Here is a 22,973-nt window from a genome sequence, read left to right on the forward strand (position 1 = left end):
GCGCCGGGCGGGGGACCCGGTCAGACCGTGTTGAGCAGGTCCAGCGCGCTGTGCTGGCAGCCGTGGTTGGTGTCGATGTACGGGCCGGACCAGTGCGAACCGTACGCGTCGAAGGTGTTGCGGTTGCCGGCGTAGATCGTGTCTGCGTTACGGCGCAGCCAGGGTGTGTAGGCGCCGCCGGTCGCGCGGTTCAGGACGCCGAGGCCGCGGGCGAACGCGCCCTTCCAGGACGGCTGGTCGCCGGCGCAGTTGTCCTGCTCGCCGGGCTCGCGCAGGATGCCGTTCTGGGTGAGGCGGCCGGAGACCGTGACCGCGTCCGCGAGGCGGCGCGCGGTGGCGAGCTGCTCCGCGTTGCCGGTCAGCCGGTACAGGCCGGTCAGCGCGTTGATCAGCACACCCTGGTTGTACGTGAGCGGGCCGCTGACGCCCCGGCAGGTCTGCAGGCTGATGCCGTCGATGACCAGGTTGTCCCCGTTGATCATGCCGGTGCCGCGGAACCACGCCCAGCCGGCCTCCGCGCGTTGCCGGTGGACCGCGCTGCCGGTGCGCTGCGCGATCTCCGCGTTGAGCTGGATGTAGAGGCTGTTCGAGATCGCGTTCTTGTACTGCCGGTCGTTGCGCCACCACACGCCGCCGCCGCACACGCCGTCCCAGAAGCCGTGCATGTGCTCCGCGTCGGCGCGCGCGGTGTTCAGGTAGCGGACGTCGCCGGTCAGGTCGTACGCGGCCAGCCAGGCCAGGCCCCACCAGCCGGTGTCGTCGATGTACTCGTTGCGGAACTGCCCCTGCGCCGCGTTGATCTGCCGGTCGTAGGTGTTCGCGATCGCGTAGGTGTAGCTGCCCATGCCGGAGACCCGGATGTTCTCGATCAGCGCGGACATCGCGTTCGCGCTGGTCCACCACGCGTTGCCGTCGAACAGGCCGGTGGCCCGGTCGTAGCGCATCATCAACGCGGTCGCGGCCGCGCGCCCACGGTCACCGGCGTTCCAGGTGCTGCGCGCCCACGGCGTGCAGGCGATCTCCGGCCGGTCGGCCGCCTTCGCGCAGGCGCGGAGCACGCCGACGCCGCGGGTGGCCCAGTCGTCCACGTTGAACATCGGGCTACGGGCGGCGCGCTGCCCGCCCGCCACCGTGGTGAGACCGAGCCGGCCGCCGGACGCCCAGCCGCGGCCGCCGTCGAACGACCGGTCCAGCCACACCTCGTCGCCGGGCGAGCCGTTCTCCACGGTTCCCCAGATCATCGTGTCCGGGTCGCTGACGTGCACGCGCACGGTGCGGCCGTGGACCGCGGCGCTGACCGGCGCCCGGTCGCCACCGGCCTGCCCGGCGTCCCGCCCGTCGCAGTGGATGTTGCAGATCGCCGCGGCCGCGACGACCTCCGCCGAGCTGACCGAGGTCTGGGCGATCAGCCCGCCCGCGGCCGCCACCACCAGCGCGACCGACCCGATGATCATGCGTCTCATGTGTCCGCCTCCCACGCGCGACTGACGCACATCATCCCTCCGGTTCCCCACGAAAGGACATTAATTAGGGTTGATTTAGGCAATATCCGTCATCGCAGCGTGTTGGCCGCCGCCAGCGCGACGCCGCGCCGGCGCGTGACCAGGCGGGCGGCCAGCGTCAGCGCGTGGTTGAGCCGCCCGGCCACCGCGCTCGGCGGCGGGTCCCGCCGGTCGAGCACGCGCAGCGCGGCGCCGACCACCTGCGCGGGCGTCCGGTAGCGGGAGCCGCCGGCCGCGTCCGCCGTCCCGACCACGTCGAAGTACTCGCTGCTGGTGACGCCCGGCGCGAACGCGAGCACCCGCAACCCGGTGCCGCGCGACTCCGCCCACAGCGACTCGGTCAGGCTGAGCACGAACGCCTTGGACGCGGAGTACGCGGCCTGGTTCGGCACCGGCGCGTACGCGGCCACGCTGGTCACGTTCAGCAGGTAGCCGCGGCCGTGTGCGCGCAGGCGGTTGATGAACGCGCGGCTGATGTCCGCCACCGCGGTCACGTTCACCGCGATCATGTGCCGCAGCCAGGCCGGATCGTCGTCGTGGAACCGTCCCCAGCTGCCGTGCCCGGCGTTGTTGATCACCGCGGTGACCGCGATGCCGCGCCGGTCCAGCTCCGCCGCGAGCGCGGCGCCCGGCGCGATGCCGCTCAGGTCGAAGGGCAGTGCCGTCACGGGTACGCCGTGCGCCGCCCTCAGCTCGGCCGCGAGCGACTCCAGCCGGTCCGCCCGGCGGGCGACCAGGACCAGGCCCGATCCCCGCGCGGCGAGCCGGCGGGCGAACTCCGCGCCGATCCCGGAACTGGCGCCGGTGATCAGGACGGTCTGCAGGTGGTGTTCCAGTTCTCGCATGAATGGCACCGTACGCCATTTTGACAGCCTCTGCCAATATGGCATCTGCTGATACGATCGGCGGATGGGCATCCGGGAACGCAATCGGCGCGCGGTGGAGCGGGAGATCGACGACGCCGCCATGCGGCTCTTCGTGGCGCAGGGCTTCGACGCCACCACCACCGACCAGATCGCGCGCGAGGCCGGCGTCTCGCCACGCTCGCTGTTCCGCTACGTCGGGTCCAAGGAGGACATCGTCCTCCGCGACATGCTCGCCGCCGGCGAATCCGTGCTGGCCGCGCTGCGCGCCCGGCCGGCCGGCGAGACCGCGTGGGAGGCGCTGCGCGCCGCGCTGCACGTGCTCGAGGACAACCCGCCGGACCGCGCGCTCGCGCTCGCCGAGATGTTCCTGAGGACACCGTCGCTGCGCGCCCGCCGCCTGGAGAAGCGGCTCGCCTGGCTGGACCTGCTGGTCCCGGAGGTCACCCGCCGGCTCGGCCGGGCACCCGGCGACCTGCCCGACCCGGCCGCGCACGCGATCGTCTCCGCCGCGCTGGCCTGCCTGGACAGCGCCACCGAGATCTGGGCGCGCCGCGGCGGCAGCGGCGACGTCGTGGCGCTCTTCGACGAGGCCCTGGACGCGGTCCGGCACGCCTGAGACGGCCTCTGCGGCCGTGCCCGCCGCCCTCGACCTCGCCTGCACCGACCGACCGAGCCGCGCTGGGCGGCGGGCGAGCGCGAGCGCTGGGCCGCCCGCGCGGCCGTCGCCGACCACGGCCGCTTCGCGCCGGACTGGCCGGAGCCGGCCGCCGGCGCCACCACCGGCACCTCGCTGACCCCGTGGCAGACGGTCTGGCTGTTCCTGCGCGGCCCGGAAGAGCTCGCGATCCCGCAGCTCGCGCACTGGGTGCCCACCCGGCACGTGGGCCGCCGGGACCTGGCGATGGCGACGATCGCGCGGTTCGGCGCGGACGCGCTGCCGCTGGGGCTCGCGGCGGCCGGGGCCGAGCCGGACCGGACGGGCCTGCTGCTGATGCCGTTCGCCGGACCCGAACCGGCCGCGCTCGCCGCCGGCTGGCTACGCCACCTCGGGTCGGGCCGGCTGTGGTCCCGGCGGTGGCTGCACCGGCACGCCACCGCGGCCGCGCGTGCGCTGATCCCGGCCGCGGCCGGCCGGGCGGGACGCGCCCGGCAGAACGCCGAGGACGCGCTCCGCTTCCTGGCCGGTTCCGGGCACACCGCCGTGCTGACCGACATCGCGCGCGGGTACGGAGCACCGGCCGCCGCCGCGCTCGAGGCCCTGCTGAAAAGGCCCGCCACGGTACGGCCGGTGCGGCTGCCCGGCTGGGCGCGGCCCGCGGCGCTGCCGGAGATCCGGTTGCGCGACGGCGGCACGCTGCCCGCCGACGAGGTAGCCGAGCTGATCACGGCGCTGGCCACAGCCCGGCTCGCCGACCCGCCGGAGCCGCCGCCCGGCTCCTACCACCCGATCGACGCCGTCGAGTCGTCCGCGACCGCCCAGCCGCTGGTCACGTCGGACGTACCCGCGCGGGTCCGCGACGGCGACCCGCGGAGCACGGCGGAGTTCGGCTGGGCGCTGATGGAGGCGTGGCTGGGCGACTGGATGCCGGCCGCGCACGCCTGGGCGCTGCTCGCGCAGGCCCGCCTCGCGGACGACGAGACCGTCGGCCGGCTGGCCCCGCTGGTCCGGTCGTGGCCGAGCCGCAGCCGCTTCGCACGGGCGGCCGCGACCGCGACCCGTGGCGGGCCACCGGCCCGGTCCCGCCCGGCGACGTGGACCCGGTCTCGCTCTCCGAGGCGCTCACGGCGCTGCGGGACCTCGCAGACTGAGCGGGTCGAGCGCGGTGCCGGCGTCGTACTCGACCCGGTAACCGCCGGCGCCGAGCGCGGCCACCGACGCGTCCGTCACCCGGCGCAGTTCCGCGGCGTCGTCCGGGTCCGGCACCTGCCCGAGCGCGGCGAACGCGCGGTCCGTCAGCCCGAGCATGCGCGCGGCCCGCGCGTGGTCGCCCTCGGCGTCCGCCAGCGCCGCCGCGGCCACGCAGACGTAGGGCACGAACGCGTCGTAGCCGCGCGCGAAGACCGCCTCCCGGCTGCGGGCGAACAGCTCCCGTGCCCGGGCCACGTCGCCGAGGTGCAGCTCCGTGAACGCCAGGTTGTGCAGCTCCGAGACGACGGTCTCCGGCCGGCCCAGTTCCTCGTTCAGCGCGATGCTGGCCTCGTAGAGTCCGCGCGCCGTGACCAGGTCGCCGGACATCCGCGTCACCGCGGCCAGCACGTGCCGGGGGCGCTCCTCCAGCCGCCGGTCGCCGCTGCGGACCGCCACGTCCAGCGCGGCCGAGGCCAGCCGCCGGGACTCCACCAGGTCACCGCCGCGCGCCGCGACGCGGGCCAGCGCGTACAGCGCCTCCACCTCGCCGGCCGGGTCGCCGGCCGCCCGGGCCCGCGCCACCTCGGCCTCCGCGAGCCGTACCACGCCGTCGCTGTCGCCACGCCGGAACGTGGCCCGGATGCGCTCCGCGAAATCGCTCATGATCCGGACACCGTACTCCGGGGCGAGTCGTTCGGCGCGGGGCTGTCATGATTGCCCGATGTTCCAGGTGGGGGCGCGGTCGCGCCGGGTCGGTACGTTCATGCTGGCCGAGGACGAGGCCGCGTTCGGGGAACGGCTCGCACCGGTGGTCGCGGAGCTGGGCGGGTGGGAGACGCACGACCGGCGGGCGCGGGCCAGCACACCGCACCCCTCACTGCCGGACGCGATGCGCCACCACGGATCGCAGGCGTTCCTGCGGCTGCGCGGCGGGGACGGCGGGCCGCTGATCCAGTACCAGCGGTCGACGACCGCGGGCGGGGCGACGGCGATGCGGCCCGGGCGGCTGGCCTGGACATGGTTCCCGGACGAGCACGCCGACCCGGTCCGGCGGGACTTCACCACGCTGGCCGACGCGGCCTGGACCGCGCTGCAGGCGGTCACGTCCCCGGACGTGGCGACCACCGACGGCCGCGCCGGCCGCGGATACCGGATCGGCCCGGCCGCGCGGGCGTGGATCCTCGCGGGGCCGGACCGCCGGCTGCACGACGGGGTCCCGCTGGTCCTGACGGAGACGAACCGATGACCCCGCGCCCGGTACGGATCGCGGTGAGCGGCCTCGGCGCGATCGGCGGTTCGCTGCTCCGCCTGATCGCCGCCGACGACGCGGACCGGCGCCGCACCCACGGTCTCGACCTGCGCGTGGTGGCCGCGGTCGACTCCTCCGGCGCGATCGTCGACGCCGGCGGCATCGACCCGGTCGCGCTCGCCGCGCACAAGGCCGCGGGTGGGCGCGCCGTCGACCTGCCCGGCGCGACCGTGGCCGGAACCACGGTGGCGGACGTGCTCGCCACCGGCACCGGGATCGACATGCTGGTCGAGGCCGGCCCCGGCGACCTGGAGACCGGCGGCGCCGGCCTGGCCGCGGTCCGTGCCGCCCGCGCGGCCGGCATCCCGGTCGCGCTGGCCGCGAAGGCCCCGCTGGTGCTCGCCTGGGACGAGCTGACCGGTCCCGGGCCGGCGGTCGGATACAGCGCGTGCGTCGGTGGCGCGCTGCCGACCGTGACGCTGGTCCGGGCCACGCTCACCTCCGCGCGCGCGACCCGGGTCGAGGCCGCGCTGAACGGCACCAGCGTCTACGTGCTCAGCCTGATCGAGGACGGCCTCTCCCCCGCCGACGCGGTCGCCCGTGCCCAGGCCACCGGCATCGCCGAGCCGGACCCGTCGTTCGACCTGGACGGCTGGGACGCCGCCTGCAAGCTGGTCATCCTCGCGAACGCCACGCTCGGCACCCGGGCCCGGCTGTCCGACGTGGACCGCACCGGCATCACCGGCGTCACCCGCGACGACCTGCTGCGGGCCCGGGCCGCCGGCCGGCGCGTCGTCCCGCTCGGCACCGCGGTCCCCGGCGCCGACGGCTGGCGCCTGACGGTCGCGCCCGTCGAGCTGCCCGGCGACCACCCGCTGGCCCGGATGGACGCGGAGGAGATGGGCGTCGTCGTCCACACCGACGTCGCCGGCCGGCTGTCCGCCACCACCCGGGAACCCGACGCGGTGCCGTCCGCCGCCGCCGTCCTCCGCGACATCCTCACGCTCGCGCGCACGCCCGGGCGGTGACCCGGGCCGGCCCGCTCACCGGGTCTCGCCGGGCCAGCCGAGGTCGTTCCACAGCTCCGGGTGGCGGGTGAGGTGGACCAGGCGCTCGATCAGGCGGCGGTGGGCGGCGGTGTGCGCGGTGCCGCCCCACATCGGGGTGGCGCTCAGACCGTCGGCCGCGGCCACGACCAGCGCGACCACGTCCTCCGGCAGACCGTCCGCGGCCAGGTCGGCCTCGATCCGGCGGGCGTCCGCGACGGCCAGTTCGGCCACGGCCGGCACGATCATCAGCTGGGCGATCAGTGCCAGCGAGTCACGCACCGCGACCTCGTCGTCGGCCAGCACCGACCGCAGGTAGGCGCGGGTGAGCCGGCCCGGCGCGGTGTCGTGCGGGTCGAGCGCCGCGTCCATGCTGGCCTGGAACGCGGCGAGCTGGTCCCGGGCCACCTCCAGGATCAGCCGTTCCTTGCTGGCGAAGTGGTAGATCAGCCCGCCCTTGGAGACGCCGGCGAACCGCGCGATCTCGTCCAGCGACGCGTGGATGCCACGCGCCCGGATCGCCGACCCCGCGGCGGCCAGCAGCGCGCGTCGCGTGTCCTCCGGTGACCGGCCCGCCGTGCGTCCCACGCCCGTCACCGTACCCAGCGCGGGTCCTCGGTCCTCGATGCGGTCCCGCGCGTTCGGCCTGTGGCCGCTACGCCCGCCGGGACGGGATCAGCGCCCACGCCAGCACCGCGGCCCCGAGCGTCAGGCCGGCCGCGACCAGCGACGTCGTCTGCATCGCCGTGATGAACGCGTCCCGGGCCGCGGCCGCCGCGTCCGAGCCGGGCGCGAGCACCCGCAGCGCCGAGCCGAGCGAGTCACGCACCTCCGCGGGCGCGCCCGGGCCGACGCCGGACCGGTAGACGGCCGTGACCAGCGAGCCGAGCACCGCGATGCCGAGGACCACGCCCAGCTCGTTCGCGGTCTCGGTGATCGCGGAGACCGAGCCGGCCTTGCGCGGCGGCGCGGCGGACACGATCGCGTCGCCGGTCAGCGTCATCGCCAGGCCGATGCCCAGGCCGATCGGGACGAGCGCGAGGCCCAGCCACGCGTACGGCCCGTGCGCCGCGGCCGCGACCCCGGCCAGCCCGGCGGCGGCCAGCACCAGCCCGAGCGCGATCGCCCGGCCGCGGCCGAGCCGGGTCGCGGCCACGCCGACCACGGCCACCACGGCGATCGACGCGAGCGTCGCGGGCAGCTCCGCCAGGCCGGCCTGGAGCGGTCCGTGGCCGCGCGCGAACTGCAGGTACTGCGAGAAGAAGAACAGCAGCCCGGTCAGCGCGAAGATCGAGATCATGTTCGCCGCGACCGCGCCGGAGAACGCGGGACTGCGGAACAGCTCCACGTCCAGCATCGGCGCCGCCAGCCGCCGCTGCCGCCGGACGAACAGCACGCCGCCGAGCAGGCCGGCGGTCAGGCAGCCCACGGTCACGGCGTCGAGGCCGGACCCGGCCAGATGCTTGACCGCGTAGACGAACGGCACGATCGCGGCCATCGACAGCGCCGCGGAGAGCACGTCGAAGCGGCCCGGATCCGGGTCGCGCGACTCCGGCAGCAGCAGCCAACCCGAGATCAACACCAGGACCATCACCGGTACGTTGATCAGGAACACCGAGCCCCACCAGAAGTGCTCGAGCAGGAACCCGCCGGCGAGCGGCCCGATCGCGGACCCCGCACCGAACGCGGTGGACCAGATCGCGATCGCCCGGGTGCGCTCGGCGTCGTCCGGGAAGATGTTCCGGATCAGCGACAGCGTGGACGGCATCAGCGTCGCACCGGCCACACCGAGCAGCAGCCGCGCGCCGATCAGCGCCTCCGCGCTCGGTGAGAACGCGGCCAGCAGCGACGCCGCGCCGAACGCCACGGACCCGAGCAGCAGCACCCGCTTGCGCCCGAACCGGTCGGCCAGGTTGCCGGCCAGCACCAGCAGCCCGGCCAGCGCCAGCGAGTAGACGTCACCGATCCACAGGATCTGCTCCGCGCTCGGTGCCAGGCTCGCCGACAGCGCCGGCACCGCCAGCGCCAGCACGGTGCCGTCGATCGCGAGCAGCAGCACCGCCGCGGCCAGCACGGCCAGCGCCGCCCACCGCCGCCGCGCCGACAGCACCGGCGCCGAGGTCACAGAGATGTTCACGCCCGAAACTTTACCGACCAGTCGGTGCAGTTTCTAGGGTGAGCTACGGCTCAGGCCGGTCGTCGCGCCGATCGCCCCACCGACGGGTGGGCGCCCGGGACACGTGCCGGGCGCCACCACGCACGGCGGACCCGTGGTCGAAACAACGGTTCCGGCCATCAGCGCGTCTCAGGCCATCAGCGCGGGCAGTTCGCGGGTCGCCTCGGGGCCGCTGGTCAGCCGGGCGGCCAGGGACCGCAACAGCGGCAGCGCGGCCGCCCGGGCGCCGAGGCGGAGCAGGCGGACGCCGGCGCGGGACCGCGGCGCCGCGATCCGGGGTACGCCGGGCGGGAGTTTCTGGGCCGCGGTGGTCAGCGGGCGCATCCACCGCTCGTAGCGGGTGAGGGCCTCCGCCGGGGACGCCGCCCGGGACAGGTAGGCGGCCAGCACGTACGCGCCGGTGATGGCGAGGGAGGTGCCACCGCCGCCGATCGGGGTGACGCACCAGGCGGCGTCGCCGAGGAGGCAGACCCGGCCGTGGTGCCAGGTGGGGCAGTCGATCTGGCGGAGCCAGTCGACGTAGAGGTCGTCGGCGGTGTCGAAGCCGTCCAGGACGCGCGGCGCCACCCAGCCGACGCCGGCGAACCGGTCCCGCAGCGCGGCGCGCACCCCGGCGTCGTCGAGGCCGTCCAGTTCCGGGGTGGGGGTGCGGAAGTTGAGCGTGGCCCGGGTGCTGCCGACGTCGTCCGGGCGCAGCATCACCTGGCGTGCGCCGGGGGCGACGAGGACGCGCCACCAGTCGTCGTCGGCCGCGGTCCGCGGGATCGTTCCGTAGGCGGAGTACATGCCGAGCGCCCGCTCGCGCGGGGCGGAACCGAAGACCAGGTCGCGGGTCCGGGATCCGACGCCCTCCGCGACCACGACCAGCGCGAAGCGCTCCCGGGTGCCGCCGGCGAACTCCACGTCGACGCCGTCGCCGTCCTGCGTCAGCCCGGCGATCCGGTCGCCGAACCGCCAGGTGACCGCGGCCGGGCAGGCGTCGACGAGCAGGCGGGCCAGGGCGCCGCGCAGGATCTCCAGCTCCGCGGTCGGGCCGTCGGTGCCCTCGCGGCCGTCGACCGGGAACTCCGCGACGGCCGCGCCGCGCCCGTCGACGAACCGGGTGCCGACCTCGCCGGTGTTGCGGCCGCGCACCGCGTCCTCGAGCCCCATCAGCCGGATGACCTCGCGCCCGGTCCCGCGCACGTCGACGTTCTGCCCGCCCTCGCGCAGTTCCGGCGCGGCCTCGACGACCGTCACGTCGTGCCCGGTCCGGGCCAGCCAGTACGCCGCCGCCGGCCCCGCCACGCTCGCACCCGTCACCAGGATTCTCATCACCGCAGCTTTCCCACCCGGCCCCACCCCCATGCCGGAGCCGGCCCACGGCCCGGCCGAACCCGGCGGCGGAGAACGGAGCCGCCCGGGCCGCCCGGACGAGATCGCGGCCGCGGTCGCGTTCCCGGCCGGCGGCGACGCGTCCTTCGTCACCGGCTCCGAGCCGTACGTGGACGGCGGCTACCTGGCGCGCTGACCCCGCGGGCACGGGGACGGCGGCCGGGAAGTGTTCATCGGGGGTTTCCGGCCGCCGTTCCCGGACACTCGTATCGTTCGGTGCGAATCGCCCGAGCAAAGGAGTGCCCCCTTGCTGCGTCGCACGTCGATCGTGCTGGCCGTCACGGCCGCGCTGATCACCACCCTCGCACCGGCGGCCCAGGCCGCCCCGGCGAAGACCCGGCCGCTCCCCCAGGCCCACGCGCACAACGACTACGAGCACGAGCGTCCGCTGCTGGACGCGCTGGACCACGGCTTCACCAGCGTCGAGGCGGACATCTACCTGGTCGACGGCGAGCTGCTGGTCGCGCACGACCCGGAGGACCTGCGGCCCGGCCGTACCCTCGAAGCGCTGTATCTGGCACCGCTGGCCGAGCGCGTGCGCGCGAACCGGGGCCGGGTCCACCGCGGCAGCCCGATCTCGCTGCAGCTGCTGATCGACATCAAGAACACCGGCGCTGAGACGTACACCGCGCTCGACGCCGCGCTGCGCGAGTACCGCACCGTGCTGACCCGGTACGCGCACGGCCGGGTCACCGCCGGCGCGGTCACCGCGGTGGTCAGCGGCGACCGGCCGCGCGCGCTGATGGAGTCGCAGACCGTGCGGTACGCGTTCTACGACGGCCGAATGGCCGACCTCACCGCCGGTGCGCCCGCGTCGCTGATCCCGCTGATCAGCGACAACTGGACGACCGTGTTCACCTGGCTGGGCGTCGGCCCGATGCCCGCCGACCAGCGCGCCCGGCTCCGCGAGATCGTGACGACCGCGCACGCGGACGGCCGCCGGGTGCGGTTCTGGGCCACCCCGGACACGCCCGGCCCGGCCCGCGACGCGATCTGGACCGAGCTGCGCCGCGCCGGCGTCGACCACATCAACACCGACGACCTGGCCGGTCTCGAGGCCTTCCTCCGCGGCTGCTGACCCTCGACGGTCGAGGCGGCCGGTGCGGCCGCCTCGATCACACCCGGGTCAGCGGCGGCCGCCGGGCGACGATGCACACGTTGTGCGGGTCGAGCGCGCCGGCGGCGGCCAGCGCGGCCAGGCACTCGTCGATGAACGCGTCCGTGTCGTCGCCCAGCACCTCGGCCTGGGCCGCGAACGTGGCCGCCCGCAGCGCCGCCCGCAACCGGTCCAGGTCACCGGCGCCCAGGTCCTGCGCGACCGGCTCGACCGGTGACACGGCCAGGCCCTCCGCGGCCAGCAGCAGCGACACCTCGTCCGCCGGGTGCTGATAGAACACGATCGGCGCGTCCGTCAGCCGGTCCCGCCAGGCCGGCCGGTCCGCGACCGCGCGCAGCGTGTCCCGCAGCGCGAACCCGTCCGCGCGCGGCTGGCCCGCGCTGTACTGCAGGACCAGCGTGCCGCCCGGCGCGACCGCGCGCGCCATCGTCCGTACCGCGTGATCGGCCTCCGCCAGCCAGTGCAGCATCCACGACGAGTGGACCACGTCGTACGCCCCGGGCCGCAGCGACAGCCGCCGCGCGTCCTGCCGCTCCACCGTGACCGGCAGCGCCGCGCACCGGGCCCGGGCCGCGTCCACCATCGACTCGCTGATGTCGCAGGCGTCGACCGTGAGCCCGCGCCGCGCCATCGCCTCCGCGACCTCGCCGGATCCGCAGCCGACGTCCGCGAACCGGCCGTCGCGCGGCAGCCCGGCCCCGGCCAGCGCCTTCAGCGCGGCGCGGACCTGAACCCCGTTCGCCGCGCGGTACGGTTCCGCCCGCCACTCGTGCTCGGTCCGTGACATCCCACTACGGTCCCAGCTCCGCGCACCCGCCGCCACCCCATGATTACGATGGATGACGATGAGTACGCCAGGGTTGTACGCGGTCAGCGACCTCCACGTCACCTACCCCGAGAACCGCGCGATCGCCGAGTCGCTGCACCCGGTCACGCCGGACGACTGGCTGATCGTGGCCGGTGACGTCGCCGAGCAGGTCACCGACATCGAACGGACGCTGGCGCTGCTGGCCGGCCGGTGGGCGACCGTGATCTGGGCGCCCGGCAACCACGAGCTGTGGACGGTCCGCGACGACGCCGTCCAGCTGCGCGGCGAGAAACGCTACCGCCACCTGGTCGAGGTCGCCCGCGACCTGGGCGTCCACACGCCCGAGGACCCGTACCCGAGGTGGCACGGCACCGCGATCGCGCCGCTGTTCGTCGGATACGACTACTCCTGGCGGGTGGCCGGGATGTCCACGAAGGAGGAGTCGCTGCGTCACGCGGAGGCGGCCGGCGTCGTCTGCACCGACGAGTTCCTGCTGCACCCCGACCCGCACCCGTCCCGCGACGCCTGGTGCGCGGAGCGGGCCACGATCACCGAGGCCCGGCTGTCCGCGATCCCGCCGGACGTGCCCACCGTGCTGGTCAACCACTACCCGCTGGTCCGCGAGCCGACCGACATCCTGTGGAAGCCCGAGTTCGCCCAGTGGTGCGGCACCGACCGTACCGCCGACTGGCACATCCGGTTCCGCGCCACCGTCATGGTCTACGGCCACCTGCACATCCCCCGCACCACCTGGTACGACGGCGTCCGCTTCGAGGAGGTCTCGCTCGGCTACCCCCGCGAGTGGCGCGGCCGCGGCCCCGGACTGCCGTCCCCGATCCGCCGGGTCCTCACCGCATGATCGAGCAGCTGCTGCCGCCCGGCGTGGCCTGGGCCGAGACGTTCGGTGACGAGGACTGCCCGCTGTTCCCGGCCGAGGAGGCCGTGGTGGCGCGCGCGGTGGAGAAGCGCCGCCGCGAGTTCGTCACCGGCCGCTGGTGCGCCCGCCGCGCGCTGGCCACGCTGGGGCTGCCCGAGTCCCCGATCGTCCCCGGCGAGCGCGGCGCGCCCGGCTGGCCCCCGGGCGTCGTCGGCGCGATCACCCACTGCGCCGGCTACCGGGCCGCGGTCGCCGCCCGCACCGGTGAGATCCGGTCGCTGGGCATCGACGCGGAACCCGACGAGCCGCTCCCGGCCGGCGTACTGGAGCTGGTCAGCCTGCCCGAGGAACGCCTCTGGACGGAGTCGGCCGGCCGCGGCCCGCACTGGGACCGGCTGCTGTTCAGCGCGAAGGAGTCGGTCTACAAGGCGTGGTTCCCGCTCGCCCGCCGCTGGCTCGGCTTCGAGGAGGCCCGCCTCACCGCCACCCCGGACGGTACGTTCCACGCCGAGATCCTGATCGACGGGCCGGTCAGCGCGTTCAGCGGCCGCTGGCTCGCCTCCGGCGGGCTGATCCTGACCGCGATCGTCGACGTCCGCTGACCGGCACGCCTCCACGCCGTGCCGGTCCGGACCATGCCGGCGGCCCGGCCAGCTCCCCGGCGCCGCCCGGAAGCGGATCTCCCACCGCCCGGGTCCGGTGCCGGCCGGTGGCCGGGACGTCATCGGCCGCGAGCGGCGCGGCCGCCGGTGGCCCGCCGGCCCGGAGCGGCAGCCCGTCCGCAGACACGGCCACCACGTGGGCGATGCCGGCGACGCCCGGGTCATCTCCCCGGCGGCGCGGGCCGGTCGCGGAGCGAGGCGAGGATGTCGCCGAGCAGCGGGGCACCCGCGGGACGGCCCGGCTCGACGAACCACTCGCGGCCGGCGACGGCCGCGAAGACCGGGCCGGGCAGCGCGGCCAGGGCGGCGACCGTGCGCAGGCCGGGTCCGCCGGTGGCCTGGCTCGCGTGGGCGCGCAGCGCGGCCCGCTTCTGCCGCAGGTAGCCGCGCACGTCGACCGCGTGGGTCAGCCGGTCGTGCGGCGTGAACGCGGTGGCCGCGCCGCCGAGCGGCAGCCGGGGCAGTAGGCGGCCGGCGAGCGTGAGCACCGCCAGCAGCGGCCGCAGCGCGCGCCGGTCCACGGTCGCCTCCAGGAGCAGCGCCGTGCCGGCGAGCCGCGCCGCGACCGGGGCGACGCGGTGCACCTGGAGATGGTCCGGGTGGCCGTAGCCACCGCGCGCGTCGTAGCCGATCAGGACGTCGGCGCGCTCCGCGCGCAGGATCGCGGCCAGCCGCTCCGCGACCTCCTCGACCGGCGCGTCCGCGAAGCAGCCGCCGGCACCGGCGTGCAGGCCGGAGTCCCGGTAGCCGAGCACCTCCACCCGCGCGCACCCCAGCGCGGCCGCGGCCGCGAGCAGTTCCGCATGCCGCCGGCCACCGAGCCGGCCGCCGCCCGGGCCGCCGCCGGAACCACGGCCCGGCCCGGAGCCGTCGGGTGCGTAGCCGCTGCCCGGCCCGGACCCACGGCGGGCGTCACCGCCGTCCGGCGCGGAACCGCGCTGGGCGTTACCGCCGTCGGTCCCGGAACCCCGCTGGGCGGCGCCGCCGTCCGACGCGGAACCGCGCAGGGCCTCACCGTCGTCGGGCCCGGACCCGCGCGGGGCGGCGCCGCCGTCCGACGCGGAACCGCGCAGGGCCTCACCGTCGTCGGGCCCGGACCCGCGCGGGGCGGCGCCGCCGGCCGGCGCGGAAGCACGACGGGCGGCGGCGCTGTCCGGCGCGGACCGTCCACCCGGGACGGCGTCCGTGGCCGGTGCGGGATCGCCGGCCAGGCCGGCTTCGCCGAGGGTCGCCGTCACCAGGACCACCCGGTGTCCCTCGGCGGCGGCGCGGGCCAGCGTGCCGCCGGTCAGCAGCGTCTCGTCGTCCGGGTGCGCGTGGAACGCCACGATCGTGAACCCGCCGCGACGTGCCGGCCCGACACCGCCGGCGGCCGCGACCTCAGCCGCCGCGACCCCGGCGGCCGGGACCCCGGCGGTGCGTGGCGCCGTCATGCCCGCACCAGCGCGTCCTGGAGGCGGGCGGCGGCCGCGTAGCGCGTCTCGGCGGCGGCCAGGACCGCGTCCCAGTGCAGGTGCGGCACGACCGCGCGGTTGTGCCCGGCCACGTCCGCCAGCAGACCGGGCGAGGCGAGCAGCCCGGAGACCGTGGAGACCAGCTCGGCGTCGGAGCCGACCAGCCAGCCGTCGACGCCGTGCTCGATGAAGTCGGCGACGCCGCTGCCCCGGCGGGCGACCACGGGCAGGCCGGCGCAGCGGGCCTCGAGCGCCGCGATGCCGAACGACTCGCGGTGCGCGGGCGCGACGTAGAGGTCCGCGGCGGCCAGCAGCGCGCGGATCTCGTGGCGGGGAAGCGCACCGGTCAGCCGTACCCCGGCGGTGAGCCCGGCCGCGGCGATGTCGGCGCGCAGCCGGGGCAGCAGCGGGCCGTCGCCGACCAGGACCGCGCGGACCCGCCCCGGATGCGCGTGGTGCAGCGCGAACAGCGCGTGCAGCAGCGGCCGGGGGCGTTTGCGCCGGACCATGCGCATCACGCTGACCACGGTCGGCGGGCCGTCGCGCGGGACCGGCGGGGCCAGCCAGGCGGCCGGGTCGATGCCGTTGGGCAGCACCGCGACCGGCGTCCCGTCGAGCGCGTCCCGGACCGCGGCGGCCGCGGCCGTGCTGACCGCGGCCCAGTCGACCGGCCAGCGGGCGGCGCCGCGGCGGCGCGCGTACCAGCGCATGACCGGGATGACGTCGTGCCACATCGAATGGACCGAGACCACCGTGGGTACGCCGTGCAGGCCGGCCAGCCGGGCCGCGCTCCAGGCGAGCGGCGAGAACGCGGAGACGTGCACGTGCATCGCCTCGGCGCGGTGTTCGCGCAGCACCCGGCACAGTTCGTGGTCGCGGACCGCGCGGTAGGGGCCGACGCCGGGCGCGCCGAGCCGTACGACCGGGACCGGCGGGTCGTCGGGGTCCGGTCCCGGCGTCGCGGTGACCACAAAGGTGGTGTGGCCGGCCGACGCCTGCCGGGTGGCGAGGTCGCGGACCTGCAGCTCCACGCCGCCGAGGCGGGGCAGGTAGACGTCGGTCACGTGGGCGATGCGCATGTTTCTCCAGGTCACGCCGGTGTGGGGCGGATGCTGCGGCGGCGGGTGGCGAGCCACAGCAGCACCGCGATCCCGCCGACCGGGATCTCGGCGGCGAAGACGAAGCCGCGGAACAGCAGCACGCCGGCGAGCGCGCCGGTGGCGTCCGTGCCGAGGCCGATCAGCACCGCGACCGCGCCGGTCTCGACCAGGCCGGTGCCGCCGGGGGTGACCGCGGCGAGGGTGAGCGCGCGGGCGGCGGCGAGCCCGGCGAGCAGCACCGGGACCGGCACGGTCAGGCCCACCGCGGTGAGGCAGAGCCAGAGCAGCACGCCCTCGGACACGCAGTAGCCGGCCATCCCGGCGGTGAGCGGCCGCCAGCGCCGCCGGACCAGCCGGTCGACGCCGTCGAGCAGCGAGCCGGCCGCGTCCGTCCAGGTCGCACCGCGTACCCACGGGATGTTCCGGACGGCGAGCGAAGCGAGGGCGACCAGGCGCAGCAGCGGGCGGGACCGGCCGAGGGAGGCGGCGACCAGCAGGCCGCCGGCGAGCGCGGCCGGGCCGGTGACGCCGATCCAGGGCAGCCATGGGTGCAGCCGGCCGGCGGCGAGGAGAAGCAGGACCGCGACGATCGGCAGCAGCAGGCGGGCGGCGACGTCCCAGACCTTCGACACCACCACGAAGCGGGCGAAGTCGCGGTTGGTGTGGCCCCAGCCGCGGACCATGGTGAGGTTGAGGACGGTGCCGGCGACGCCGCCGAGCGGGAGCATGTTCGCGACCGCGCTGCCGGACAGGTTGAGCGTGAGTGCGCGCAGGTGGGTGAGGCCGGGCAGGGACGCGTCCAGCACGAACGTGTGCACCCAGAGGCCGAGCAGCCAGACCGTGCCGAGCAGGAGCAGCCACCGCCAGCCGACCTCGCTGATCGTCGCCCAGGCCGCGGTCCAGGACGCGCCGGCCTCGCCGAGGTGGTGGGCGGCCCAGATGACGACCAGTACGGCAGCGAGCAGGAGTCCGAGGCGTCGCAGCCATCCTCGCCGCGACGTCGCGGTGCGCTCCATCCACTCCCCCCGGCGCCGGTAGATAACCCACCGTAGTCCCAGATGTTGGCTTTTAGTGGTATTTAGTCCGTTTCGGGCATGTGGCGCGTCGTGGTGCGCCCCGGGCGGCCGAGGCACCGGCCGGCCGTGTCCCCCGGGCCCCGCCCAGCCGCGTCCGGCGGCCGCCCCGAAACCCCGGAATGACATGGCGAATCCGGGGAAAGCGGTTCCCATGAACCAGTACGAGATCCGTGATCCACGCAGCCAGTACCCGACGCCGGACCAGCTCACCGGCGGCGACCAGGGCGAGCCCGGCACGACCGGCGAGATGCCGGACAAGCCGGACCACGGCGAGGAGACCTACCAGGGCAGCGGCCGGCTGACCGGGCGGCGCGCGGTGATCACCGGAGGCGACTCCGGCATCGGCCGCGCGGTGGCGATCGCCTTCGCCCGCGAGGGCGCCGACGTGCTGATCTCCTACCTCCCCGAAGAGGAGGAGGACGCCGCGGACACCGCCGCGCTGATCGAGAAGGCCGGGCGCAAGGCGGTCCGGGTGCCCGGTGACATCCGCGACGAGGCGCACTGCGCCGCGATCGTCGACCGGGCGGTGAGCGAGCTCGGCGGCGTCGACATCCTGGTCAACAACGCGGCGTTCCAGATGGCGCAGCCCGGCGGGATCGTCGACATCACCACCGAACAGTTCGACAAGGTCATGAAGACCAACCTGTACGCGATGTTCTGGATCTCCCGCGCCGCGGTCCCGCACATGCCGGCCGGTTCGGTCATCATCAACACCGCGTCGATCCAGGCGTACCAGTCGTCCGCGCCGCTGCTCGACTACGCCACCACCAAGGGCGGCATCGTCGCGTTCACCAAGGCGCTCGCCGAGGACCTGGCGGAGAAGGGCATTCGCGTCAACGCGGTCGCGCCCGGGCCGATCTGGACGCCGCTGATCCCGGCCACCATGCCGGACGGCAAGGTGGACAGCTTCGGCGCGGACACCCCGCTCAAGCGCGCCGGGCAGCCCGCGGAGCTGGCGCCGGCCTATGTGTACTTCGCCAGTCAGGAGTCCAGCTACACCACCGGAGAGGTACTCGGCGTCACCGGCGGTAAGCCGGTGAGCTGACAGTCAGCGTCCTGTCACAGGACTGTCGCAACTCTGGCGTAGGCTCGGCGCACCGCTTTCTGATCGGAGCAGAAGTGTGACCGGTTCCTTCTCAGTGGTGAAGTCCGAGGACGGCGAGGGCACAATCCGCCTGTCGATCAGTGGTGACGTCGACAACGACGTCGCCCCGGCACTCACCGACATCATCGCCAACGCAGCGGACCAGCCCGGCGCGGGCCCGATCGTGGTCGACCTGGACCGAGTGTCCGCGCTGACCGCGGCCGGCATCCGCGCCCTGCTGGAGGGACGCGAGGCCGCCGAGCGGTGCGATCGCCCGTACCGGATCGTCAACGTCCACGACGAGACGGCCGGGCACGCACTGCGCGTCGTCGGCCTGGCCGACATAGCCGATCAGGTGACCGCGCTCCAGCAGCGCCGGTGACCCGGCGGGCGGGTCACCGGTCGACCGGCAGGCCCGCCCAGACGACCTTTCCGCCCGGCGCCGGCAGAGATCCCCAGCGCCGGGCGATCGCCTCGACCAGCCGCAGGCCGCGGCCGGTCTCCGGGGCGTCCGGCGGGCCGGTGTCCAGGTGCGGCGGGGCGAGCGAGCCGTCCCGCACCATGATCAGCAGAAACCGGCGGCCCAGCGACACCCGCAGGTCGGCCATGGTCCGCGCGTGCACGATCGCGTTCGTGACCAGCTCCCCCGCGATCATCGCGGCCGGAACGGCGAGCACGGGCACGTTCCACCGGTGGCACGCCTGCTCGGTCAGCTCCCGGGCGCGGCGGCTGGCACCGGCCGTGGGCAGCACGGTGTCGCCGGCCGTCGGCATGCGGCGGGCCGCGCGGGCGGTCAGCGCGGCCGACGCGGTCGGGAAGACCGTCAGCCGGTCCAGCCGCTGCGCCGCCAGCAGCTGCGCGGTCTCCGGGCCGGGCGCGCAGAGCAGCAGCGGGACGCCCGGCCACATCGCCGCCTGCCAGGCCACGGTGCGGAACACGGACAGTGCCACCGGCTCGCGCACCCGCAGCCCGGCCAGATCCACGATCAGCGCGTCCGGCACGTCGACCAGGCATCTCGACAGCGCCAGTCGCACCTGCGGGGCACTGGACAGGGTCAGGTCGCCGCGCAGACGAACCAGGGTCCTGGTCCCGATCTGGTCGACCTCGGTTGAGAGAGGCGGCACGATCTCATTGTCCGTCGTCCGCCGCCGAAATGCCGGACAGCAGCACGTTCGGGTGTCCGTCAGGCCCGGCCGGTGACCAGGTACTGCAGCTGGTGCTCGTGGTCCGGGGCCACGCCGAACTCGCGGTCCAGCTCGAAGATCGCGGTCAGCGGCGTGACGGTCACGTCGCGCAGGCCGGCCCGCTCCAGCACCGCGGCGGTCGCGTCGATCGAGGTGGCGGTCGCGAGCGGCAGCACCTCCCGTACCCCCTGGTCGTAGTGGCCGTTGAGGTTCTCCGGCGCGGCGTCCAGACCGTGCGGGAACCAGGTGCTGTCCACCACCGCGACCGTGCCGCCGGGGCGCAGCAGCCGCGCCCAGTTCGCCACCGCGACGTCCGGGTGGCGCAGCGTCCACATCAGGTACCGGCTGGTCACGGCGTCGAACGAGGCCGGCGGGAAGTCCGGCGCGACCGCGTCATCGGCCAGGATGACCGGGCCGTCCGTCATCGCGGCCGCGTGCCGGCGCGCGTGCTCCAGCATGCCCTCGGACAGGTCGATGCCGGTCACCCGGTGGCCGAGCCCGGCCAGCACCATCGCGACCTGGCCGCTGCCGGTGCCGACGTCGAGCACGTCGCGCGCGCCGGCGCCCAGCGCGTCCCGCCAGATGCCGGCCCAGACCTCCTGGTCGCGGGCGAACCGCTCCGGACGCTGCACGTACTCGTCGTAGCTCGGCGCCCGCCGCGTCCAGTACGCGTTGATCCGGTCCTGCGGTGCGGTGGTCATGCCATCTCCTCGATCGGGTGGAAGAGCAGGTGCAGTTCGCCCTCGAGCTCCAGGCGACGGATGCCGATGCCGTAGACCGGCTCGAGGATCTTCGGCTCCAGCACCTCGTCCACGGTGCCGGCCGCGACCACGCCGCCGTCGCCGAGCAGCACCAGGTCGTCGCAGTAGCGGGCCGCCAGGTTGAGGTCGTGCAGCACCACGATCGCGCAGGTCCCGAGCCCGCGGACCAGCCGGAGGATCTCGTGCTGGTAGCGGATGTCCAGGTGGTTCGTGGGCTCGTCGAGCAGCAGGTGGGTGGCCTGCTGGGCGAGCGCGCGGGCGATCAGCACCCGCTGCCGCTCGCCGCCGGACAGCCCGGCGAACGCCCGCGCGCCCAGGTGCGCCGCGCCGACCCGCTCCAGGCAGCGGGCCGCGATCTCGTGGTCGGGCGCGCCGGTGCGCTGGAACGTGCCGAGGTGCGGCCCGCGGCCGAGCAGCACCATCTCGCCGACGGTCAGCGCGGTCTCGCCGCCGGTCTCCTGCACCACCACGGCCAGCCGCCGGGCCGCCTCCCGGCTGCCCAGGCCGCCGAGCGGATCCCCGTCGACCACGACCGTGCCGGTGGCGGTGCGCAACGCGCCGTAGAGCAGCCGCAGCAGCGTGGTCTTGCCGCTGCCGTTCGGGCCGATCAGCCCCAGCACCCGGCCCGGGCGCGCGGTGACGCTGACGCCGTCGATGACCGGGTTCGTGCCGTAGTGCCAGGACACCCCGGCCGCCTCGATCACGATCCGGCCCGGAACCGCTCGACGATCTTCTCCAGGCCGTCGACGCTGAGCGGGGACGCCGGCTCGGTGAAGTTGAACAACTGGACCAGCAGGTCGCCGTTCTGCACCGCCGTGAGCTTCTCCGCGCCGGGCAGCCCGGTGACCGCGGTCTCGACCGCCTTCGGGTCACCGTCGCCGTACAGCATGATGATCACGTCGGGGTTCCGGCCGAGCAGCTCCTCCAGCGTGACCTCGAAGACGCGCTCGGTGGAGTCGCCGAACACGTTGGTGAGCCCGGCCGCCTCCAGCTGCGGGTGCGCCATGCTGGTGCTGCCGTAGGCGTAGGTGACGCCGCCGCCGACCGTCGGGTAGAGCACCGCGGCGGTGCGGCTCTCCACCTTCTCGATCTTCGCCATCCGGTCCCTGAGCGCCGCGACCGCGGTCTGCGCCTCGGCCTGCCTACCGAACAGCCGGCCGTACGACTCCAGCTGCGCGTAGATGCTGTCGAACGTGGGCGCCGCGGTGTTGTCCGGGCAGAGCACCGGCTCCTCGAGCAGCGGGATGTCCACCGCGGAAAGCGTGTCCCGGGACAGGTTGTCGACCTCGCCGAGCACCAGGTCGGGCTGCTGCGAGATCACCACCTCCTTGGAGATCTGCAGGTGGCCGCTGGTGTCCGTCTTGTCGGTGAGCAGCGGGATCTTCTCCAGCTCGGCGAGCGTGGCCGCGTCGTAGTACTCCTTCGGGTACTGACCGGCGCGCGCGGTGACGCGGTCCAGCACACCCAAGGAATGGAGGTACGGCACGGCCGCGCTCTTCAGCAGCACGACGCGCTCCGGCGCCTTGTCGAACGTGACGTCCACGCCGCAGTTCCGCACGGTCAGCGGGAAGCCCGCCTGCGTACCCTCGGCGGTCGCGTTGTCGGGTCCTTCGCCGCACGCGGATATCAGCAGCGTCGCGGCGAGGATCGTGGCCAGGCGTGCCTTCATGTCGGGGGTTTCTCCTAGGCGTTGGTGGCGTGCAGCCGGCGGATCAGGACGAGCAGGAACGGCGCGCCGAGCAGCGACGTGATGATGCCGATCGGGATCTCCTGCGGGGCGAGCAGCACGCGGGCCACCACGTCCGCCCAGACCAGCAGGATCGCGCCGAGCAGCGCCGCGACCGGCACCACCCGCACGTGCGCGGCACCCACGATGCGGCGGGCCAGGTGCGGCACGACCAGCCCGACGAAGCCGATGCTGCCGCTTGCGGAGACCAGCACGCCGATCGCGAGCGACACGATGACCAGCAGCCGCATCCGGAACCGGTCCGGGCTGACGCCCAGCGTGTGCGCGGTCTCGTCGCCGACCGCGAGCACGTCCAGCCGCCGGCCCACGACCGTCAGGTAGGCCATGGTGCCGACGACGATCACCGCGGTCACCGCGAGCAGCCCGTCCCAGCGGGCCAGCCCGAGCGAGCCGAGCAGCCAGAACATCACCGACCGGGACCCCTCGGCCGAGCCGGACGCGAAGATGAGGAAGCTGGTGGCGGCGTAGAGCGCGTAGCCGACCGCGACACCGGCCAGCAGCAGCCGGATGCTGGTCACCCGGCCGCCGCTGCGGGCGATCAGGAAGACCAGCAGCGAGGCGGCGAGCGCACCGGCGAACGCGCTGCCGGACAGCGCGTACTGACCGAAGCCGGCCCCGGCGCCGAACAGCAGCGCCGCGGCCGCGCCGCTGGACGCGCCGGAGTTGATGCCGAGCAGGTACGGGTCCGCGAGCACGTTGCGGACCATGGCCTGCAGCGCGACGCCGCAGATCGCGAGGCCGGCGCCGACCGTCATGCCGAGCAGCACCCGGGGCAGCCGCACCTGCCAGACGATCGCCTCCTGCGGCGGCGTCCAGTCCCCCGCGGTCATCGCCAGCGTCTTGTGCCCGATGATCCGCGCGACGGTGGCCGGGTCGATCGCGATCGCGCCGGTCCCGACCGCGACCAGGCCGGTCACGATCAACGCGACGGTCAGCCCGACCAGCCAGAGAACGGTGCTACGCCGGCGCGCACCCACGCCCAGCGGGTCGGAGGACACCGGCCGCTCTCCCTACGTTGTTGCCAAACTTTTGCAACAACGT

At 75.2% G+C, this 22,973-nt stretch carries 25 protein-coding genes; 10 read left to right on the forward strand and 15 right to left on the reverse strand.

The window, feature by feature from the left end:
* Nucleotides 1–20: 20 nt before the first annotated feature.
* A complete protein-coding gene (locus tag J2S44_RS01625; RefSeq protein WP_310408260.1) occupies nucleotides 21–1,463 on the reverse strand; it encodes a glycoside hydrolase family 76 protein in 1,443 nt (480 codons plus the stop codon).
* An 89-nt stretch (nucleotides 1,464–1,552) separates the two neighbouring features.
* The gene (locus J2S44_RS01630; protein WP_310408263.1) at nucleotides 1,553–2,347 is read right to left on the reverse strand and encodes an SDR family NAD(P)-dependent oxidoreductase; all 795 of its coding nucleotides are present in this window, start codon (nucleotides 2,345–2,347) and stop codon (nucleotides 1,553–1,555) included.
* A gap of 64 nt (nucleotides 2,348–2,411) precedes the next feature.
* Here J2S44_RS01630 and J2S44_RS01635 point away from each other — a divergent pair, with 64 nt between their 5' ends.
* The gene (locus J2S44_RS01635; RefSeq protein WP_310408265.1) at nucleotides 2,412–2,984 is read left to right on the forward strand and encodes a TetR family transcriptional regulator; all 573 of its coding nucleotides are present in this window, start codon (nucleotides 2,412–2,414) and stop codon (nucleotides 2,982–2,984) included.
* A gap of 1,055 nt (nucleotides 2,985–4,039) precedes the next feature.
* The gene (locus J2S44_RS01640) at nucleotides 4,040–4,177 is read left to right on the forward strand and encodes a hypothetical protein (RefSeq protein ID WP_310408268.1); all 138 of its coding nucleotides are present in this window, start codon (nucleotides 4,040–4,042) and stop codon (nucleotides 4,175–4,177) included.
* Here J2S44_RS01640 and J2S44_RS01645 read toward each other — a convergent pair.
* Nucleotides 4,149–4,880 carry a tetratricopeptide repeat protein gene (locus J2S44_RS01645; RefSeq protein ID WP_310408271.1) on the reverse strand — a complete coding sequence of 244 codons (732 nt, stop codon included), beginning with the start codon at nucleotides 4,878–4,880 and terminating at the stop codon, nucleotides 4,149–4,151. The two genes, J2S44_RS01640 and J2S44_RS01645, sit on opposite strands and share 29 nt — an antisense overlap.
* A 58-nt stretch (nucleotides 4,881–4,938) precedes the next feature.
* Between J2S44_RS01645 and J2S44_RS01650 the strand changes: the two genes are divergently transcribed.
* The gene (locus J2S44_RS01650) at nucleotides 4,939–5,463 is read left to right on the forward strand and encodes a hypothetical protein (RefSeq protein ID WP_310408273.1); all 525 of its coding nucleotides are present in this window, start codon (nucleotides 4,939–4,941) and stop codon (nucleotides 5,461–5,463) included.
* Nucleotides 5,460–6,494: a homoserine dehydrogenase gene (locus J2S44_RS01655; protein ID WP_310408276.1), complete on the forward strand. Its 1,035-nt coding sequence runs from the start codon at nucleotides 5,460–5,462 to the stop codon at nucleotides 6,492–6,494. The genes J2S44_RS01650 and J2S44_RS01655 overlap by 4 nt, the downstream gene beginning before the upstream one ends.
* Nucleotides 6,495–6,509: 15 nt before the next feature.
* On the opposite strand, the gene J2S44_RS01660 is transcribed toward J2S44_RS01655, so the two are convergent.
* From J2S44_RS01660 to J2S44_RS01670, 3 genes are all read right to left on the reverse strand, one after another.
* A complete protein-coding gene (locus tag J2S44_RS01660) occupies nucleotides 6,510–7,100 on the reverse strand; it encodes a TetR/AcrR family transcriptional regulator (RefSeq protein WP_310408279.1) in 591 nt (196 codons plus the stop codon).
* 67 nt (nucleotides 7,101–7,167) lie between these two features.
* Entirely contained in the window at nucleotides 7,168–8,649 is a 1,482-nt protein-coding gene (locus J2S44_RS01665) for an MFS transporter (protein ID WP_310408282.1), read from the reverse strand.
* A gap of 168 nt (nucleotides 8,650–8,817) precedes the next feature.
* The gene (locus tag J2S44_RS01670; protein ID WP_310408285.1) at nucleotides 8,818–10,002 is read right to left on the reverse strand and encodes an FAD-dependent monooxygenase; all 1,185 of its coding nucleotides are present in this window, start codon (nucleotides 10,000–10,002) and stop codon (nucleotides 8,818–8,820) included.
* Between the two features lie 31 nt (nucleotides 10,003–10,033).
* Here J2S44_RS01670 and J2S44_RS01675 point away from each other — a divergent pair, with 31 nt between their 5' ends.
* Nucleotides 10,034–10,198: an SDR family oxidoreductase gene (locus J2S44_RS01675; protein WP_310408288.1), complete on the forward strand. Its 165-nt coding sequence runs from the start codon at nucleotides 10,034–10,036 to the stop codon at nucleotides 10,196–10,198.
* Between the two features lie 111 nt (nucleotides 10,199–10,309).
* Nucleotides 10,310–11,140 (forward strand): phosphatidylinositol-specific phospholipase C/glycerophosphodiester phosphodiesterase family protein, encoded by an 831-nt coding sequence (locus J2S44_RS01680; RefSeq protein WP_310408291.1) that lies wholly within the window; start codon nucleotides 10,310–10,312, stop codon nucleotides 11,138–11,140.
* 37 nt (nucleotides 11,141–11,177) lie between these two features.
* Here the strand turns inward: J2S44_RS01680 and J2S44_RS01685 are convergent, their stop codons facing one another.
* Nucleotides 11,178–11,966: a class I SAM-dependent methyltransferase gene (locus J2S44_RS01685; protein ID WP_310408294.1), complete on the reverse strand. Its 789-nt coding sequence runs from the start codon at nucleotides 11,964–11,966 to the stop codon at nucleotides 11,178–11,180.
* Nucleotides 11,967–12,024: 58 nt separating this feature from the next.
* Between J2S44_RS01685 and J2S44_RS01690 the strand changes: the two genes are divergently transcribed.
* Together J2S44_RS01690 and J2S44_RS01695 are read left to right on the forward strand one after the other, a co-directional pair.
* Nucleotides 12,025–12,846: a metallophosphoesterase family protein gene (locus J2S44_RS01690; protein ID WP_374727797.1), complete on the forward strand. Its 822-nt coding sequence runs from the start codon at nucleotides 12,025–12,027 to the stop codon at nucleotides 12,844–12,846.
* The gene (locus J2S44_RS01695; protein ID WP_310408299.1) at nucleotides 12,843–13,466 is read left to right on the forward strand and encodes a 4'-phosphopantetheinyl transferase family protein; all 624 of its coding nucleotides are present in this window, start codon (nucleotides 12,843–12,845) and stop codon (nucleotides 13,464–13,466) included. The genes J2S44_RS01690 and J2S44_RS01695 overlap by 4 nt, the downstream gene beginning before the upstream one ends.
* Before the next feature lie 221 nt (nucleotides 13,467–13,687).
* Here the strand turns inward: J2S44_RS01695 and J2S44_RS01700 are convergent, their stop codons facing one another.
* Genes J2S44_RS01700 through J2S44_RS01710 form a run of 3 tightly spaced genes read right to left on the reverse strand, consistent with a single transcriptional unit; the run spans nucleotide 13,688 to nucleotide 17,096 of the window.
* The gene (locus J2S44_RS01700) at nucleotides 13,688–14,959 is read right to left on the reverse strand and encodes a PIG-L family deacetylase (RefSeq protein ID WP_310408301.1); all 1,272 of its coding nucleotides are present in this window, start codon (nucleotides 14,957–14,959) and stop codon (nucleotides 13,688–13,690) included.
* Nucleotides 14,956–16,059, reverse strand: coding sequence for a glycosyltransferase (locus J2S44_RS01705; protein WP_310408304.1), 1,104 nt, complete (start codon nucleotides 16,057–16,059; stop codon nucleotides 14,956–14,958). Before J2S44_RS01705 ends, J2S44_RS01700 begins: the two co-directional genes overlap by 4 nt.
* An 11-nt stretch (nucleotides 16,060–16,070) precedes the next feature.
* Nucleotides 16,071–17,096, reverse strand: a complete 1,026-nt coding sequence (locus tag J2S44_RS01710) for a lysylphosphatidylglycerol synthase domain-containing protein (protein WP_310408308.1) — start codon at nucleotides 17,094–17,096, stop codon at nucleotides 16,071–16,073.
* Nucleotides 17,097–17,307: 211 nt separating this feature from the next.
* On the opposite strand from J2S44_RS01710, the gene J2S44_RS01715 reads away from it, so the two are divergent.
* Nucleotides 17,308–18,201, forward strand: a complete 894-nt coding sequence (locus J2S44_RS01715; protein WP_310408310.1) for a glucose 1-dehydrogenase — start codon at nucleotides 17,308–17,310, stop codon at nucleotides 18,199–18,201.
* Nucleotides 18,202–18,298: 97 nt separating this feature from the next.
* The gene (locus J2S44_RS01720) at nucleotides 18,299–18,622 is read left to right on the forward strand and encodes an STAS domain-containing protein (protein ID WP_310408312.1); all 324 of its coding nucleotides are present in this window, start codon (nucleotides 18,299–18,301) and stop codon (nucleotides 18,620–18,622) included.
* A gap of 13 nt (nucleotides 18,623–18,635) precedes the next feature.
* Here J2S44_RS01720 and J2S44_RS01725 read toward each other — a convergent pair whose 3' ends face one another.
* Genes J2S44_RS01725 through J2S44_RS01745 form a run of 5 tightly spaced genes read right to left on the reverse strand, consistent with a single transcriptional unit; the run spans nucleotide 18,636 to nucleotide 22,930 of the window.
* The gene (locus J2S44_RS01725) at nucleotides 18,636–19,364 is read right to left on the reverse strand and encodes an STAS domain-containing protein (RefSeq protein WP_310408315.1); all 729 of its coding nucleotides are present in this window, start codon (nucleotides 19,362–19,364) and stop codon (nucleotides 18,636–18,638) included.
* Nucleotides 19,365–19,423: 59 nt separating this feature from the next.
* Entirely contained in the window at nucleotides 19,424–20,125 is a 702-nt protein-coding gene (locus J2S44_RS01730; protein WP_310408318.1) for a class I SAM-dependent methyltransferase, read from the reverse strand.
* Entirely contained in the window at nucleotides 20,122–20,889 is a 768-nt protein-coding gene (locus J2S44_RS01735; protein WP_310408320.1) for an ABC transporter ATP-binding protein, read from the reverse strand. The genes J2S44_RS01730 and J2S44_RS01735 overlap by 4 nt, the downstream gene beginning before the upstream one ends.
* A complete protein-coding gene (locus tag J2S44_RS01740) occupies nucleotides 20,886–21,854 on the reverse strand; it encodes an ABC transporter substrate-binding protein (protein ID WP_310408323.1) in 969 nt (322 codons plus the stop codon). Before J2S44_RS01740 ends, J2S44_RS01735 begins: the two co-directional genes overlap by 4 nt.
* 14 nt (nucleotides 21,855–21,868) lie before the next feature.
* Complete coding sequence (locus J2S44_RS01745; protein WP_310408326.1) at nucleotides 21,869–22,930, reverse strand: FecCD family ABC transporter permease; 1,062 nt, start codon at nucleotides 22,928–22,930, stop codon at nucleotides 21,869–21,871.
* Nucleotides 22,931–22,973 lie beyond the last annotated feature (43 nt).

It is taken from the genome of Catenuloplanes niger, assembly GCF_031458255.1.
Lineage (GTDB): Bacteria > Actinomycetota > Actinomycetes > Mycobacteriales > Micromonosporaceae > Catenuloplanes > Catenuloplanes niger.